Source organism: Loigolactobacillus backii, assembly GCF_003946275.1.
Classification (GTDB): domain Bacteria; phylum Bacillota; class Bacilli; order Lactobacillales; family Lactobacillaceae; genus Loigolactobacillus; species Loigolactobacillus backii.
Map to the genome: position 1 here is coordinate 31,296 of NZ_RHNQ01000001.1, position 17,001 is coordinate 48,296.

At 41.0% G+C, this 17,001-nt stretch carries 12 protein-coding genes and 1 tRNA gene; 2 read left to right on the forward strand and 11 right to left on the reverse strand.

Annotated features, from left to right (window positions below):
• Positions 1 to 99: 99 nt before the first annotated feature.
• The 3 genes from gap to rpoN all read right to left on the reverse strand — a co-directional run bounded on the left by gap (position 100) and on the right by rpoN (position 3,705).
• Entirely contained in the window at positions 100 to 1,122 is a 1,023-nt protein-coding gene (gene gap, locus EKM61_RS00145) for a type I glyceraldehyde-3-phosphate dehydrogenase (protein ID WP_068225289.1), read from the reverse strand.
• A gap of 37 nt (positions 1,123 to 1,159) precedes the next feature.
• Positions 1,160 to 2,197, reverse strand: coding sequence for a sugar-binding transcriptional regulator (locus tag EKM61_RS00150; protein WP_068225291.1), 1,038 nt, complete (start codon positions 2,195 to 2,197; stop codon positions 1,160 to 1,162).
• Positions 2,198 to 2,394: 197 nt separating this feature from the next.
• Positions 2,395 to 3,705 carry an RNA polymerase factor sigma-54 gene (rpoN, locus tag EKM61_RS00155; RefSeq protein WP_068225293.1) on the reverse strand — a complete coding sequence of 437 codons (1,311 nt, stop codon included), beginning with the start codon at positions 3,703 to 3,705 and terminating at the stop codon, positions 2,395 to 2,397.
• Positions 3,706 to 3,784: 79 nt separating this feature from the next.
• Between rpoN and EKM61_RS00160 the strand changes: the two genes are divergently transcribed.
• Together EKM61_RS00160 and clpP are read left to right on the forward strand one after the other, a co-directional pair.
• Positions 3,785 to 3,856, forward strand: a tRNA-Arg gene (locus tag EKM61_RS00160).
• Positions 3,857 to 4,085: 229 nt separating this feature from the next.
• Positions 4,086 to 4,667: an ATP-dependent Clp endopeptidase proteolytic subunit ClpP gene (clpP, locus tag EKM61_RS00165; protein ID WP_068225295.1), complete on the forward strand. Its 582-nt coding sequence runs from the start codon at positions 4,086 to 4,088 to the stop codon at positions 4,665 to 4,667.
• Between the two features lie 201 nt (positions 4,668 to 4,868).
• Here clpP and whiA read toward each other — a convergent pair whose 3' ends face one another.
• The 8 genes from whiA to uvrB all read right to left on the reverse strand — a co-directional run bounded on the left by whiA (position 4,869) and on the right by uvrB (position 16,671).
• Positions 4,869 to 5,816 (reverse strand): DNA-binding protein WhiA, encoded by a 948-nt coding sequence (gene whiA, locus EKM61_RS00170; RefSeq protein WP_068280276.1) that lies wholly within the window; start codon positions 5,814 to 5,816, stop codon positions 4,869 to 4,871.
• Positions 5,813 to 6,820, reverse strand: a complete 1,008-nt coding sequence (locus EKM61_RS00175; protein WP_068225298.1) for a gluconeogenesis factor YvcK family protein — start codon at positions 6,818 to 6,820, stop codon at positions 5,813 to 5,815. Before EKM61_RS00175 ends, whiA begins: the two co-directional genes overlap by 4 nt.
• Complete coding sequence (rapZ, locus tag EKM61_RS00180; RefSeq protein WP_068225299.1) at positions 6,817 to 7,701, reverse strand: RNase adapter RapZ; 885 nt, start codon at positions 7,699 to 7,701, stop codon at positions 6,817 to 6,819. The genes EKM61_RS00175 and rapZ overlap by 4 nt, the downstream gene beginning before the upstream one ends.
• A gap of 91 nt (positions 7,702 to 7,792) precedes the next feature.
• Entirely contained in the window at positions 7,793 to 8,332 is a 540-nt protein-coding gene (locus EKM61_RS00185) for an HdeD family acid-resistance protein (protein ID WP_082918576.1), read from the reverse strand.
• A 240-nt stretch (positions 8,333 to 8,572) separates the two neighbouring features.
• Positions 8,573 to 9,961 (reverse strand): argininosuccinate lyase, encoded by a 1,389-nt coding sequence (argH, locus tag EKM61_RS00190; RefSeq protein WP_068225300.1) that lies wholly within the window; start codon positions 9,959 to 9,961, stop codon positions 8,573 to 8,575.
• Between the two features lie 225 nt (positions 9,962 to 10,186).
• Positions 10,187 to 11,392, reverse strand: a complete 1,206-nt coding sequence (locus EKM61_RS00195) for an argininosuccinate synthase (protein WP_068280273.1) — start codon at positions 11,390 to 11,392, stop codon at positions 10,187 to 10,189.
• Between the two features lie 308 nt (positions 11,393 to 11,700).
• The gene (uvrA, locus tag EKM61_RS00200; RefSeq protein ID WP_068225302.1) at positions 11,701 to 14,571 is read right to left on the reverse strand and encodes an excinuclease ABC subunit UvrA; all 2,871 of its coding nucleotides are present in this window, start codon (positions 14,569 to 14,571) and stop codon (positions 11,701 to 11,703) included.
• A 93-nt stretch (positions 14,572 to 14,664) separates the two neighbouring features.
• A complete protein-coding gene (uvrB, locus tag EKM61_RS00205) occupies positions 14,665 to 16,671 on the reverse strand; it encodes an excinuclease ABC subunit UvrB (protein WP_125636135.1) in 2,007 nt (668 codons plus the stop codon).
• Positions 16,672 to 17,001 lie beyond the last annotated feature (330 nt).

Genomic DNA, 17,001 nt, shown 5'->3' on the forward strand with positions numbered 1-17,001 from the left:
CCGTAAGAGCAACAGAATAAAAAGAAAAAAGGTAGAGGAAGTTTACCTCCCTCCACCTTTTTAAAGATCTTTTAATTACTAAATTAGTTAAACTTTAAATTAAAGCGTAGCGAATTTGAGTAAAGTACGAACCATTTGGCAAGTGAAGCCATATTCGTTGTCGTACCAAGCAACAGTCTTAACTAATTGCTTGTCGCCAGCAGTTGTAACTTCTGTTTGAGTTGGATCGAAGATTGAACCGAATGTAGTGCCGATAACGTCACTTGATACGATTTCGTCTGCGTTGTAACCAAAACTTTCGTTACCTTCAGTGTGTTTCTTGATTGCTGCATTAACATCATCAGCAGTAACATTTTTGTCAAGGATAGATACTAATTCAGTTAATGAACCATCAACAACACCAACACGTTGTGCATGGCCTTGTAATTTACCCTTCAATTCTGGGATAACTAAGCCAATAGCCTTAGCAGCACCAGTTGAATGAGGAATTGTGTTAACAGCTGCTGCACGTGCTGCACGTAAGTTACCGCCACGAACTGGGCCGTCAAGTAACATTTGTGTAGAAGTGTAAGCATGGATAGTTGTCATAGTACCAACTTCAAGACCAAATTCTTGGTTTAAGAAGTAAGCCATAGGAGCTAAGCAGTTAGTTGTGCATGAACCAGCTGAAACAATCTTATCATCAGCAGTTAAAACATCATCATTAACGTTGTAAACAACAGTCTTCAAGTCGTTGCCGGCTGGAGCTGAAATCAAGACGCGCTTAGCACCTGCATCCAAATGAGCTTGTGCTTTAGCTTTAGATGTGTAGAAACCAGTACATTCAAGGACGAAATCAACACCATCGTTCTTAACCCAAGGAATATCTTGTGCTTTAGGTTCAGCATAGACACGATATTCTTTACCGTCAACGACGATACCATTGTCAGTAGCGCTAACTTCGCCAGCAAAAGTACCATGTGTTGAATCATATTTCAATAAGTGAGCTAACATAGCAGGTGAAGTTAAATCGTTGATTGCGACAACTTCGATATCATTTGATTTAGCACCAAGTTCGAAAATACGACGGAAAGCCAAACGGCCGATACGTCCAAAACCATTAATACCAATTTTTACAGTCATACTAAAATTTCCTCCTTTAGGAAATAAAAAATTTATTTTAAAGGGTTACCCCTTTTAAAATCAAGTTTGCGGCACCTTCGTCAGTGATTAACCACGTTTGCTTAGGTGCTAATTTTGTGTAGGCCTTAATTGCGACGGCCTTACTTTGCCCGCCTGCAACAGCGACCACACAAGGAATATTTTGTAAGTCGCGAAGCTGTAATCCGATTCGTGGAATCTTATAAATAACCCGTCCACTTGCATCGAAAAAATAACCAAAAGCTTCGCCGACAGCATGCTCTTTTTCAAGCATTTTAATTGTCGCTAGTGGCATATTACGGCGCTTTGCCATCAAAGCAGCCACACCAATACTATGGACCACACTGGCACTTTTGTCAACTAGTGCCAACACGTCTTTAATCGCCGGTTCTTCAAGCAGTGGCCGGTATGCGCGCTCACTTACGTGTTCCGGAATGTACAGTACTCGGTACTGCCCCCCAGTGTGAAACGCCATTCGCGCACAAACCGCATTGGCCTGAATATCAACGGCTTCACCAAGGCCACCACGGGCAGGAACAAAAGTGAGCTTGCGGTGCGCTGATAATTTGGGACTCAGCGTATCCGCAATTTTTGCCATTGTTGTGCCACCCATCGCCGCAATAATATTATCGCCATTAGGTAATAATAAGTCCAGCGTTTCGCTCACTAATTTCCCCATATCATCAAGAACTTTAGTTTGCTGATCGGAATCACCAGGCACGATTAAGCAATGGTCAATTTGCAACACGGCACTTAACTGTTGCTCCTTAGCTCGGACGCCAAGAAGATTATCCATCACCGCTTCTAATCCTTGAAAAGTTGTTTGCCCTTTTTGAGTCAGCACCATACCAGACTTAGTTACACTGAGCAAATTATGTGCCCGCAGAAAATCTGTTTCCGTTCGCAGTACTCGCTCACTTTTACCAATCTTTTGTGCTAAAACTCGTCGACCAACTGGTGCCATCCAATAAATATTCTGGAGTATCTGGTAACGTAATTTGGCAACAAGAATTAAATCAGGCGCTAAGGCTTCAAGCCGCGCTAAGTCCTGGTGCATCACAATCCTCTTCCTTAGTGGGACAATTATTCCCCACTGTGTCATCTAGCGACCCAATATGGCCAAAAAACAAAGTGCACAGTACTTTCTCTGTCCACTTAGACCACAACTCGTATTATAGCAAAACTGATTATGAATGCAAGGTTCTAGCAACGATAATTCTTAGCTTAAAAACCACTTCAAAAATTACCATTTTTTTAAAACCGTTTTCTTTTTGAAGATGACGGTATTCCAAGACTTTCACGATATTTTGCGACGGTTCGGCGGGAAATTGAAATATTTTTTTCTTCCAAAAGTTTTACTAACTTTTGATCTGACAATGGCTTCTTTTTATCCTCAGCGTTAATCAATTGTTTTAACCGTTGTTGAACATTATCGGCGGAAAATTGATCCCCCACCGATCCACCAACTGCATTTGAGAAAAAATGGCGTAGTTCGAACACGCCAAAATCGGCCTGCAAATACTTACCATTCACACTACGACTAATCGTTGATTCATGTAAATCTAGTGTCTGCGCAACATCCCGTAACATTAGTGGCTGCAGCGGATGATCTGGCCGTAAGAAGAAATCGATTTGGCGTTGAACAATAACCTGACCAACACGTAAGATAGTGTCACCACGCTGCACTAAACTTCGCTTTAACCAATCAAATTCTTGTTTCTTTTCCTTCATATAGTCGGTTACTTCTTGGTCCTTAGTCCGTACCATTTGGTTAAAATAATGTTGTTGAAACATTAATCGGGGTCTTCCTGAACGCGTTGGCCTAACACTCAGCCGGTTGTTAGCCTCTTTTTGAACCAACAAATCGGGAATAATATAATTATTCTGATTTTGCGTAAAAATGGCTCCTGGATTTGGTGACAGTGTCTGAATATAATCAAGAATATGTTGAACTTCTGCCAACGTTGTTTGATAGCGCTTAGCAATTTTATCCCAGTTTCGGTCAACGAAGTCGTTAAAACTCTCCTCCAAAACGATATACGCCAAATTAGGTGCAGTATTATCTTCCTGAATCTGTAATAATAAACATTCTTGAAGATCACGTGCGCCAACACCAGGCGGATCAAGTTGTTGCAATAAAGTTATAGCGTCCAAGAGTTGCAACTGATCGGCGCCAGTTTTTTCCGTTGCGTCGGCCAAGGAGATTTTTAAATAGCCATTAGAATCAACGTACTCTAATAAAAATAAGACGAGATCCCGCAGCGGTGTATCCCGCAAAGTTAACCGGACTTGTTGGAGCAGATAATCAAACAATGACGATGGTGTGTCCGGAATTGCGTTCATATAGTTATCAGTCCGATTGCCAGTCAGTGAACTCGCAGTTGTTCCCCCAGAGTAATCAGCCTTGAGTTCAATCAATGGATTTTCGAGACTTTTCTGTTCAAGAAACTTTTGTAACCCATCTACGCTAAACTGTAGCATCTGGATTGACTGTTGTAGTTGCTGGGTCATAACAAGCTTTTGTACTTGTTTTTGCTGTTGGCTCATCGCCTGTTTTAACGGCATAAAAATTCCTCCCAACATTCTTTTAGATTATACCTTGTGTTTTGAGGATAATTCCGGTAGAATATTCTGTGTTGCTTATGCGCCTGTAGTGTAATGGATATCACGTGAGATTCCGGTTCTTGAGATGGGGGTTCGATTCCCTCCAGGCGCATCAGTTAAGCTGCCTTTACGGGCAGCTTTTTTATTACCCAAAATTAAAAATGAGTTGTATCATTAGTAATTATTATACGTTTTCTCTACCTGTGGTACAACGTCATTGCTTTAGAAAAAATTAGCGTTAAATCATTTGACCTTTTTTGACCAATGTACTAAACTGGCATTACACTTAATTGAGTGCTAAAATTATATCGAAATCTATTATTCACTTAGGAGGTCACACTATGTTAGTACCTACAGTCATTGAACAAACTTCACGAGGCGAACGTTCTTATGATATTTACTCTCGCCTTCTGAAGGATCGAATTATTATGCTTTCTGGTGAAGTTAATGACCAGATGGCCAACTCCATCATTGCTCAACTTCTTTTCCTTGATGCACAAGATTCAGAAAAGGATATTTCCATTTACATCAATTCGCCAGGTGGCGTTATTACCGCCGGCCTCGCAATTTTTGACACAATGAATTTTATAAAATCAGATGTACAAACAATTGCAATGGGCATGGCAGCTTCTATGGCTAGTGTTTTATTAGCCGCTGGTACTAAGGGCAAACGATTTGCCTTACCAAATTCGACTGTACTTATCCATCAGCCTTCTGGTGGCGCTCAAGGTCAGCAAACTGAAATTGAAATTGCGGCCCAAGAAATCTTAAAAACACGCAAACGGATGAACCAAATCTTGGCTGATGCAACTGGTCAACCAATTGAAACAATTCAAAAAGATACTGACCGCGATAATTACCTTACCGCTCAAGAAGCTAAGGATTACGGTTTGATTGACAGCATTATGGTCAACCAAAAATAAGCATTAACTAATTGGAGACCGGGATAAAAATCCTGGCCTCTTTTTATTTCCGAACTTTACTCTAGACCAACTTGATAAAGTTAGCGGTCATTGATTGGCCCCTAGAAAAGTTGCTACTATAAAAAGCGTGAAATAAAGTGCCATTATTGTAGTTAGTCAGTGGACTAGCACAAGATGGTACCTTACTTCACGCTTTTTTAATTAAGAAACAGCTCTACCTTGCCGTAAATTATCCGCTACTTCATTTAGTTTTCGTAAACGATGGTTGATGCCCGATTTAGAAATGGCACCACTAGGCACCATTTCCCCTAGCTCCTTCAACGTTATATCGGGATTGCCCAGCCGCAAAACCGCAATTTCTTGCAATTTAGCCGGCAAACTATCCAAACCAGCAACCGCGCTAATATACTTAATATTCTCAACTTGGCGGGTTGCCGCATCAATGGTTTTATTAAGGTTTGCCGTTTCGCAGTTAACTAGGCGATTAACTGAATTTCGCATATCACGAACAATCCGGATATCCTCAAACTTAAGCATTGCATTCGTTGCACCTATCAACTGTAAAAAATCGGCAATTTTTTCTGCCTCTTTAAGATAAACAATAAAGCCGCCCCGTCGTTCTGTCGTTCGAGCATTTAGGCCAAATTGATTAATCATAGCAGCAACCTTTTGATTATGCTCTTCATAAAGTGAGTAAATTTCAAGGTGATAGCGACTTGTTTCGGGATTATTCACTGAACCGCCAGCTAAAAAAGCACCACGCAAATAAGAACGAATTTTTTGTTCAGAATTAAGGACCTCTAATGATGGCAACGTTGATAGCGTTGAAATGCCATCCAAAATATGCAAATCATTTAAAACTTTATTCGTTCCCTGCTTTAACCGGACAATATAAAGATTATTTTTTTTGAGCTTCATTTTGCGGCGAACAATTAATTCACTTTCAACTGCATAATTTTGTTTTAACAGTGTGTACATTCGCCGGGCAATTGCCGGATTCTCCGTTTGTACATTTAAAATGAATTGGTGATTAAAAATACTTAATGAACCATTCATTCGAATTAAGGCCTCTAACTCCGCCCGGGCGTGTTCCCGGTGCACTTCAAGCGTTGTTAGTTCTTTCTTTACTTCGCTAGCGTAAGAACTCATTTTATCACCTCAGAAGGCTGCGATGCTAAATGAAGTAGCTCATGAGCTACCTTATCGCCGTCGTGAAAAACACCATGATCACGTAACTTTAAAAAATCGTCCGAAATCACGCGACAACTTAATTCACGTAGGCCGTGAAAATCATGTTGCACCTGGACCAAATACTCATCGTACTTCTGGTGATCCATATAATTGTCTGGAACAGGCTGGGTATTAACCAATACCGTATTAACAAAATTAGCGCCTAAATGTTGGTTTAAAACGCGAACGTGTTCAGCATCCGTAAAATGCTCCGTCTCACCTTTTTGCGTCATAATGTTACAAACATAGACAACCTGCGCCTTGGTTTGTTTAACTGCTGTTCCAACATTCTCAATCATTAAGTTGGGTAAAATACTTGTAAACAAACTACCAGGACCTAAAACAACAATGTCGGCGGTCATAATTGCATTGATCACTTCTTTAACGGCGTGAGGCTTTTTCTGTCCTAGCGCTGAAGTGACCCAAACACGTTCAATTTGTTTACCGGCACCGGTAATTTCCGCCTCGCCGGCAATATCGCTGCCATCAGAAAAATGAGCGTTCAAAATCAAGGGGTCATTACTAGCTGGATACACGTGCCCGTCAATCTTCATCATCGTTGACAATTCCTGAACTGCGTCGAAGATTCCTGATTTCATTTCTGACAACGCCGCAATAATTAAATTACCAATTGCGTGACCAGCCAGAAATGAGTCATTACTATTAAACCGGTACTGAAAAATATCCAAATAAAGTTGTGGTAAATTCGACAAAGCCGCCAACACATTACGAATATCACCTGGCGGAACGACGTTAACGTAATCCCGAATAATACCCGACGAACCGCCATCATCTGCAACGGTGACAACGGCCGTGATATCAGCGTTGAGCTTGTGCAAGCTTTTGAGGATAACTGGTAAACCAGTTCCACCACCGATCACCACAATTCGTGGCTGTCGATAATTTGTAATGTGCTTTGTCATGAGCGATTCACCGTTTCCTTTCGTTTATTAACGTCACGGTGGGTGACTTCCACGGCGTATTGCTGACCTAAATCAGCCCCTAGCCGCTTGGCAATGGCAACAGAACGGTGCTGTCCGCCTGTACAGCCAATCGCTATCGTCAAATTCGTTTTTCCTTCATTTTGGTAACCAGGCATAATTGTGTGCAAGAGTCCGCTAAACCGTTCATAAAACTCCTCAGTAGCAGGCTGTTGCATAACATAATTATAAACTGGCTCGTCTAATCCAGTTAACGGTTTAAATTCGGGCACGTAGTAAGGATTGGTTAAAAAACGGACATCCATCACAATATCGGCATCAATTGGTAACCCGTACTTGAAACCAAACGAAATAACTTCAATATGAAAAGTCGCCACATCTTTTAACTTAAAATTCTCAAATAATTTCTCGCGTAATTCCCGGGGCGTTAAAGTGGTTGTATCCACAACTAACTGTGCCCGCTGCTTAATCTCATTCAGTAGTGCACGTTCTTTGGAGATGCCGTCCATTAGTCGGCCTTCCATTGCCAGTGGGTGTGAGCGCCGTGTTTCTTTGTACCGGGAAACTAACTCTTCATCGGAAGCATCTAGGAAAAGAATCTTAGTGGTGACAAAACTAGTGTTGTCCAAATTAGCCAACATATCGTTAATTTCATCGTAAAAAGCACGTGATCGCAAATCAATCACTAAGGCAATCTTAGTGACTTTACCTGATTCTTTAACCAGTTCCCAAAATTTAGGAAGTAAACCCGGTGGCATATTATCGACACAAAAATAGCCTAAATCTTCAAAGCTCTGCATTGCAACGGTTTTGCCTGCACCGCTCATACCAGTAATAACAACTAAATTTAGTGCATCAGCCATTTTAACGCTCCTCTTTAAATTCGCTCAAATTTTAATTCATCTGCATGTTCCAATATTAACATACCGGGCGTGTCATGCATAGTAACTAATCCTACTGCTTTCGAGCAAAGGCAATCATTAAATAATTTAACCCAAAAATCAAAAAATAAATACTTACCATGAAACTAAGTGAAACCATTGATAATAGCGGATTTAAAACTAATATAAGCGCGGCGATAATGCCTAAAATATTAAGAATCACCGATAACCAATAATAGCCGGCACCAAATAGTCGTAGATGTCGCGCCGTTATAAGCCCATTAATCGAATCAATCAAGAACCAAAAAGCAAATAAGTAACTTAATAGCAGCACACCAGTTGTAATGTGCGCCAAGAAGATAAAACCGACAATGATATCCAAAATTGCGATTACTAGACTAACCCGTGCAAGTTGGCCAATGGTTTCACGCATGGCCTGATAACTCGATAAGGTGGTCACCCCACGCACAATTGCACTGATTGCAAAAATAATAACAATACTCGACAAAGCAAGTCGTGGTGCGACGGTAACAAAGTAAGCAGCAATCAAAAAGATAATTCCTGTAATTAACTCTGACCAATCAAAACCCCATTGACGTTTTTTACTAAACAATTTCAACACCCCTTTCAAGTTAGTTAAATGATAGTGGTTTCTGTGTAAAAGTGCAATTTTAACCAAAAAAATCTGATTCGACAAGGCACATCGAATCAGATAAATAAATGCAGCTAGCATTGGGGAAAGATTAATTTTCCTTGCTTGCAAATACTTTTAAGGAGACCATAACAAAAGTCCTAACCGTTCACTATTTCCAAACACTACTCTAGAACGTGCGCCAAAAATCTAGGGGCACGACTAATCCATCTTAAGTAGCGCCTTAGCCGCAGCTATTTGGCGCTTAATTTGTTTAAATCCAGTGCCACCTAGAGAATTACGGCGTTCAACCGCGGTCTTTGGATCAAGTGCCAGATAAATATCTTCCTGAATTAATGGCGATATTGCTTGATAATCGGCCAAACTAACGTCCTTTAAGTATTTATGTTCCTTTAAACACTTCAGCACTAGCTCCCCAACTAACTCGTGTGCTTGCCGGAATGGTAACCCCTTACTTGCTAAATAATCCGCCAATTCAGTCGCATTAGCAAAATCATGGGTGGTTGCGTAGGCCATCTGTTCTTTTTGGACTTTTAAAGTTCCCAACATCCCGTTAAAGACCGTCAGTGATTGTTCGACTGTGGTTACCGCGTCAAACATACCTTCCTTGTCCTCTTGAAAATCTTTATTGTAAGCTAACGGTAACCCCTTCATAACCGTTAGGAGACCCATTAAATCACCGTAAACTCGCCCCGTCTTACCACGAATTAATTCGGCCATGTCTGGGTTCTTTTTTTGCGGCATAATCGAACTACCCGTCGAATAGGTGTCATCCATCTCCAAATAGTGAAATTCTTGACTATCCCAAAGCACAATCTCCTCGCAAAAGCGCGACAAGTGCATCATTAATTGCGCACAGTTACTGAGAAATTCTAAAATAAAATCACGATCACTGACTGCATCGAGACTATTTTGGTATACGGCCCCAAAACCTAATTGTTCGGCGGTATAGTCCCGGTCAGTCGGGAAAGTTGTTCCGGCCAACGCCGCAGCACCAAGCGGTGACATATCCGTGTGCTTTAAATTAAATTCAAAACGATCATAATCGCGCCTGAACATTTCAAAATAAGCCAATAAATAATGCGCGTAAGAAATTGGTTGCGCGTGTTGCATGTGGGTGTAACCAGGCATCAACGTTTCAACGTTATCCGCCGCCTTTTTTACAACTGTTTCTTGTAACTGCTTAATGAGCGGCAAAATTTTATTAAGGTGTTTCTTCAAATAGAGGTGCATATCAACAGCAACTTGGTCATTACGACTACGAGCCGTATGTAACTTACCGGCCACAGGACCGATTAAATCGGTCAATAATTTCTCTAGGTTCAAGTGAATATCTTCATTTTCAATGGAGAAATGTAACTCTCCGGCTGCCAACTTGGTCTGCAATTGGTGCAGTCCAGTTGTAATTTGGTCGGCCTCGTCAGCCTTAAGAATCCCGGTCTTTTTTAACATCGCTACGTGCGCCAATGAACCGATTAAATCTTCTGCTGCCATTTTCTGGTCAAAATCAATCGAAGCACCAAACGCCTGAACGTATTTACTTGGTTCCGCTGTAAAACGGCCACCCCATAATTGATGATTTTCTGCCATAGTTATCCTCCTAAAATATACTCAGCTACCTTAAAGTAGCTTACAAACTTCGCTTAATCTATTTTCAAATTACTGAATAATAAAAATCGTACTTAAATCTATCTTAGTGTGATTTTAATGAAAAAACGAGCCAAATTAAACCACCAACTACTGTTAATAATAGTTGAACCAACAAAAAAGAGCTAGGATAAGTTCACGATACTCCCAACTCTTTTTGCACTGCTTTTAATCTTTTGCTTTTTCCTGAACCTGAGTATAAACCTGAGTTGGTAGGCCCCATAACTTAATGAAGCCTACAGCAGCGTCTTGGTCAAAGGTATCAGAAGAAGTGTAAGTAGCCAAATTCTTATCGTACAGAGAATATGGTGATTTACGTCCTTCAACAGTGGCGGTTCCTTTATATAGCTTTACCCGAATTGTCCCCGTAACAACCTTTTGTGTTGTCTTTAAGAAAGCAACCATTGCCTTGAAAAGCGGTGAGAACCAAAGTCCATTATAAATGGTATTAGTCATTTGACCTTCAATTGTTGGTTTAAAATGAGCCAAATCACGTTCAAAAGTGAGGTCTTCTAATGCCTTATGTGCCTTAATTAAAACCATTGCTGCAGGTGCTTCATAAACTTCACGGGATTTGATCCCAACCAAACGATTCTCAATGTGATCAATCCGCCCAACACCATGTTTGCCAGCTAACTTGTCTAATTTAGCGATTAAATCAACTAAATTTAATTGCTCACCATCTAGGGTCACTGGAACACCCTGTTTAAAACCAATTTCAACGGTCGCCGGTGTGTTTGGTGCGTCCTCAACAGCATTAGTTATCGCGTAAGCATCAGCGGGTGGCGTTACCCATGGATCTTCAAGCACACCAGCCTCGTTGGCCCGGCCCCAAAGGTTCTGGTCAATTGAATAAGGGCTATCTAGGTTAATTGGCACTGGAATATTATGTTCTGTAGCATAATTGATCTCTTCTTCCCGTGACCATTTCCAATCCCGAACTGGTGCTTCAATCTTCATTTCTGGTGCCAAGGCCCGAATTGCAACTTCAAACCGAACTTGATCATTACCCTTACCCGTACAACCATGGGCAATGGCCGTTGCACCTTCTTTATGTGCCACTTCAACTAATTTTTTAACAATCAATGGTCGGGACAACGCAGAAACCAAGGGATATTCACCCTCATACAAAGTGTGTCCCTGCAAAGCAATTAAAGCGTAATCGGCTGCAAATTCGGCGCGGCAATCCAATGTATAAGATGCAATTGCCCCCATCTTTAAGGCCTTTTCTTTAATGAAAGTCATGTCCTTGCCAACTTCACCAACATTAATACAAGTCGCAATCACATCGTACCCTTTGTCGATCAACCATTTAATTGCAACTGACGTATCAAGTCCACCTGAATATGCTAAAACAATTTTTTCCTTTGCCATCAATTATCTACTCCTTTAACGTTAAAAATAATTAGGTTATTACTTGGTTTCCACCAGTTTCTAATGTTATTTATTTTGCTTTCATTAGTTTCTAACCTTTACGATGATATTAGCATATACCCTTATTCAGTTTAATGCAACTTTTTTATATAATTATTCATAAAAAAGTAGTATATACCCCTTATTGTGTATATTTCTTATTTTGTTAACCATAAAATAACTACAAAAAAAGTAAGAACCCCTGGAATAATTAAAATTGGCTAAAAGCACAATTTTAACGACAACAGTGTCCTTACTATTTTTAAACCCTACTTTTTAGTTTTTAGCGAGTTGACATCAAAACGTGGTCGTTTTGCATCACGTTCTAAAATTGGCTTCAAATATTGACCAGTATAACTTGCATCAGTTTCGGCGATCTTTTCAGGCGTTCCAGTTGCAACAACATAACCGCCTTCCGCACCGCCTTCAGGTCCTAGATCAATTAAATAATCGGCCGTTTTAATAACATCTAAATTGTGTTCGATGATTAAAACTGTGTTGCCAGCATCCACAAGTCGATGTAACACGGCCAATAACCGGTTAATATCATCTGAATGTAGGCCAGTTGTCGGTTCATCTAAAATATAAAAAGTCTTACCCGTTTGGCGCCGGTGTAATTCAGAAGCCAGCTTCATTCGTTGTGCCTCACCACCAGATAAAGTGGTTGCCGGCTGGCCCAAAGTAATGTAGCCCAACCCGACATCAACAATAGTCTGCAACTTACGTCGAATCTTGGGAATGTTTTCAAAGAACGGCAAGGCTTCATTAACCGTCATATTCAAAACATCCGAAATATTTTTATTTTTATACAAAACTTCTAACGTTTCCGAATTGTAGCGACTACCGTGACAAACCTCACAGGGCACGTAAACGTCGGGCAGAAAGTTCATTTCAATTTTGATGATCCCATCACCCTTACAGGCTTCACAGCGACCACCGCGAACGTTAAAACTGAAACGATTCTTTTTATAGCCATGCATTTTGGCTTCATTAGTCTGGGCAAAGAGATCCCGAATATCATCAAAAACACTGGTGTAAGTGGCCGGGTTACTCCGGGGAGTTCGCCCAATTGGACTTTGATCGATATCAACTATCTTATCAATATTTTTCACACCCGCCACTGATTTATATTTACCTGGTTTTTGCTTGTTTCGATTTAATTTTTGCGCTAAAACACGCTTTAAAATGCTGTTTACTAAGGTTGATTTACCGGATCCAGAGACCCCAGTGACGACAATAAAATCGCCTAACGGAAAATCAACGGTGATATTCTTCAAGTTATGTTCGGCAGCACCGGTCAAACGAATTTTTTTACCGTTACCTTTACGGCGTTCTTCCGGTAACCGAATATACTTTTTACCAGCTAAATATTGACCGGTTAGTGACTTGGGATTAGCCTCAACTTCTTTAGGGGTTCCGGCCGCCATTACCCGGCCACCATTTTCACCCGCTCCCGGGCCAATATCTAATAGATAGTCCGCGGCGCGCATAGTGTCTTCATCATGCTCAACGACAATTAACGTATTACCAAGATCCCGCATTGATTTTAATGAACTAATTAAGCGATTGTTATCTCGTTGGTGGAGACCAATTGATGGTTCATCTAAAATATACAAAACACCGGATAAATTCGAACCAATCTGGGTAGCCAAGCGAATCCGTTGCGCTTCACCACCAGATAAGGTTCCAGCAGAACGACTTAAATTAAGGTAATCCAAACCAACATTTTTCAAGAAATTCAATCGATCAGTAACTTCCTTAAGAATTGGTTTGGCAATAGTTAACTCTTTTTCAGTTAGTTTTAATCCTTGGAAAAATTCTAAGGAACGATTAATCGCGTATTCGGAAACCTCAGCAATATGCTTACCGTTTACTTTAACGGCAAGTGCTTGCGGGTTTAACCGGTAACCATGGCAAACGGGACAAGTTAATTCCGTCATGTATTGCCTCATCTGTGTCCGTGTAAAGTCACTGTTGGTATCGCGGTAACGTCGAGAAACGTTATTCACGACGCCTTCAAAGGTTGCGTCAACATCCCGAATTCCACCAAAATCATTTTCGTAATGAAAATGGAACGTTCGGTCACCAGCACCATATAAAACTAAATTACGCTGCTCTTCAGGTAACTTATTAAATGGCTTTTCCATATCAATACCAAAACTTGCTGCGGCCTGGGCCAACATCTGGGGGTAATACTGGGATGAAATCGGGTTCCACGGTGCAATTGCCCCCGCTTTTAGAGTCAACGTTGGGTCAGGCACAATCAAATCTTCGTCAACTTCCAATTTAGCCCCTAAACCATCACACTCGGGACAGGCCCCAAAAGGTGCGTTAAATGAAAATAACCGCGGTTCCAACTCGCCAATCGTAAAGCCACAGTAAGGGCACGCATAATGTTCAGAAAACATGATCGGTTCGCCGCCAATAATGTCCGCCGTTGCGTACCCATCAGATAACCGCAACGCCGCCTCGAATGAATCAAATAGCCGTGAGCGTGCGCTGGCCTTAACAACAATTCGGTCAATGACGATATCAATATCGTGTTTCTTATTCTTTTCCAGCTCAATGTCATCGCTAATATCATAAATTTCACCATCAATTTTAACGCGGACATAGCCCTCTTTTTGAATTCGCTGCAGGACCTTTTTATGTTGGCCTTTTTTGGCCCGAATAATTGGTGACATAATTTGTAATTTCGTTTTTTCTGGTAAGTTTAATACTCGATTGACCATTTGTTCGACGGTTTGACTACTAATTTCTGTCCCATCATTAGGACAAATGGGATGGCCAACCCGTGCCCACAGTAACCTTAGGTAATCATTAATTTCCGTAACGGTTCCAACTGTCGACCGGGGATTCTTTGAGGTTGTTTTTTGATCGATTGAGATAGCTGGGCTTAATCCATCGATAGAATCAACGTCAGGTTTATCCATTTGACCCAAGAACTGTCGTGCGTAGGCCGATAAACTTTCCACATAGCGTCGTTGTCCTTCTGCATAAAGCGTATCAAACGCAAGTGAGCTTTTCCCTGAACCCGATAAACCAGTGATGACGACTAATTTATCCCGGGGAATAGTAACGTCGATATCCTTTAAATTATGCGCACGAGCGCCGTGAATGATAATTTTATCATTTGCCAATAAATTTTCCTCCTCAGTTCTTAGGACTAATTTTAAGTTGAAACGCAAATGAACGTGCCAAACAAAGGTCATCCGATTGCGATTGTCTAAAATTTATTCAATTGCTGCTTTTAGTTCTAAGATTGTATCCCGTAAAGTTGCTGCCTGTTCAAAATCTAATTTCTTGGCGGCGGCCTTCATCTGCTCTTCAAGCCGACCAATCATTTCTTTTTGTTCTTTCTTTGACATATCCGTAAAATCTGGTCCTTTAATGGCACCAGTTTCTTGGTGATCGTCCTTCGCCGCTTTCGTTGGTGAAATTAGATCACGAATTGGCTTAACAATGGTCGTTGGTGTGACGTGATGGACCTCATTAAACTTCTCTTGGGTGGTTCGTCGCCGTTTAGTTTCATCCATTGCCGCTTGCATTGAATCAGTAACCCGATCAGCGTACATAATGACAGTCCCATCAACATTTCGTGAAGCACGACCAATTGTTTGAATCAGTGAGCGTTCACTCCGTAAGAAACCTTCCTTATCGGCATCTAAAATGGCAATCAGCGAAACTTCAGGAACATCAATTCCTTCCCGCAATAAATTAATACCAATCAGAACATCAAATTTGCCCAAACGTAGATCACGAATAATCTGTGTTCGCTCTAACGTTTTTATATCACTGTGTAAATAACGAACTTTAATTCCTAATTCTTTCAAATAGTCAGTTAAATCTTCCGCCATTTTCTTGGTCAAGGTTGTTACAAAAACACGTTCATGGCGCTCTACACGCTTATTAATTTCGCCTACAAGATCATCAATTTGACCCATAATTGGCCGAACTTCAATTTTAGGATCTAACAGTCCAGTTGGTCGAATGATTTGTTCCGCGACGTGATCCGTTTGCGAATACTCATACGGACCAGGTGTTGCTGAAACGTAAACAATTTGATTAACGTGCTGTTCAAATTCATTTAGTTTTAGTGGTCGGTTGTCCAGCGCACTTGGTAACCGAAAACCGTAATCAACTAACATTTGTTTCCGAGCTCGGTCACCGTTATACATCCCCCGAATCTGCGGCATCGTTGCGTGAGATTCATCAATCATAATCAAGAAGTCCTTGGGAAAGAAATCAATTAATGTATACGGTGGCTCACCAGCTTTTCGACCCTCCATGTGGCGAGAATAGTTCTCAATTCCGGAAGTGTAGCCCATTTCGCGCAACATTTCAATATCATAATTGGTCCGCTGCTCTAGTCGCTGCGCCTCCAATAATTTATGCTGATCGGTTAACTCCTTCAAACGCGTCTTTAACTCGGCCTCAATGCTAACAATTGCGTGTTCCATCTGCTCATCGTTGGTCATAAAATGAGTTGCCGGGAATATGGCCACGTGATCGCGGTCACCCACAACTTCACCAGTTAGCGCATCTACTTCACGGATACGATCAATTTCATCACCAAAGAATTCAATTCGTAACGCCCGTTCATCCCGGGAAGCTGGAAAAATTTCAACAACATCCCCGCGGACACGAAAACGTCCCCGCTGAAAATCAATATCGTTACGTTCAAATTGAATATCAATTAAACGGCGCAGTAATTCATTGCGTTCCAATTCTTGGCCAACTCGCAATGATAAAACGTGATCACGATACTCATCCGGACTGCCTAAACCAAAAATACAAGAAACCGAAGCGACAACAATCACATCGTTACGTTCTAATAGTGAACTCGTTGCCGAATGGCGTAATTTATCAATTTCATCATTAATGCTAGAATCCTTTTCAATGTACGTATCGCTTGACGGTACATAGGCTTCTGGTTGGTAATAATCATAATAACTTACAAAATATTCAACCGCGTTATTAGGGAAAAATTGTTTGAATTCGCCGTATAACTGACCAGCTAAAGTTTTATTGTGGGCTATCACCAAAGTCGGTTTTCCAACATTCTTAATCACTTCACTCATTGTAAACGTCTTACCAGTCCCGGTTGCCCCTAATAGGATCTGAGCCTTTTCACCATTTTCAATTCCCTCAGTCAATTGTTTAATTGCCTGTGGCTGATCACCAGCAGGTTGATAAGGTGAAACTAAATCAAAATCACGATGTTCTTCACGTTGAATCAAGTAAGTGACCTCCTCATTACCTATGTCTATTTTGTGTGACCACAAAATCCTATTTTCGGATGATGTCCATTCTCCTAGCGCTTAATTCGCACCCTGGAAACATGGCACCTCCTCATTACCTATATGTCTATTTTACGTGACCACAAAATCCTATTTTCGGTGGATATTCCATTCTCCCAGCGCTTAATTCGCGCCCTGGAAACATGGTCTCCAAACCAAACGAAAGAGAGTGGGCCAGCTATTTATAAAATATATCGAACCATTTATAAACTCGCTGCAAAAAGATGAGGCCTCTTTAAGCGTAATCATCACCTTTTCATTCCACTCTCT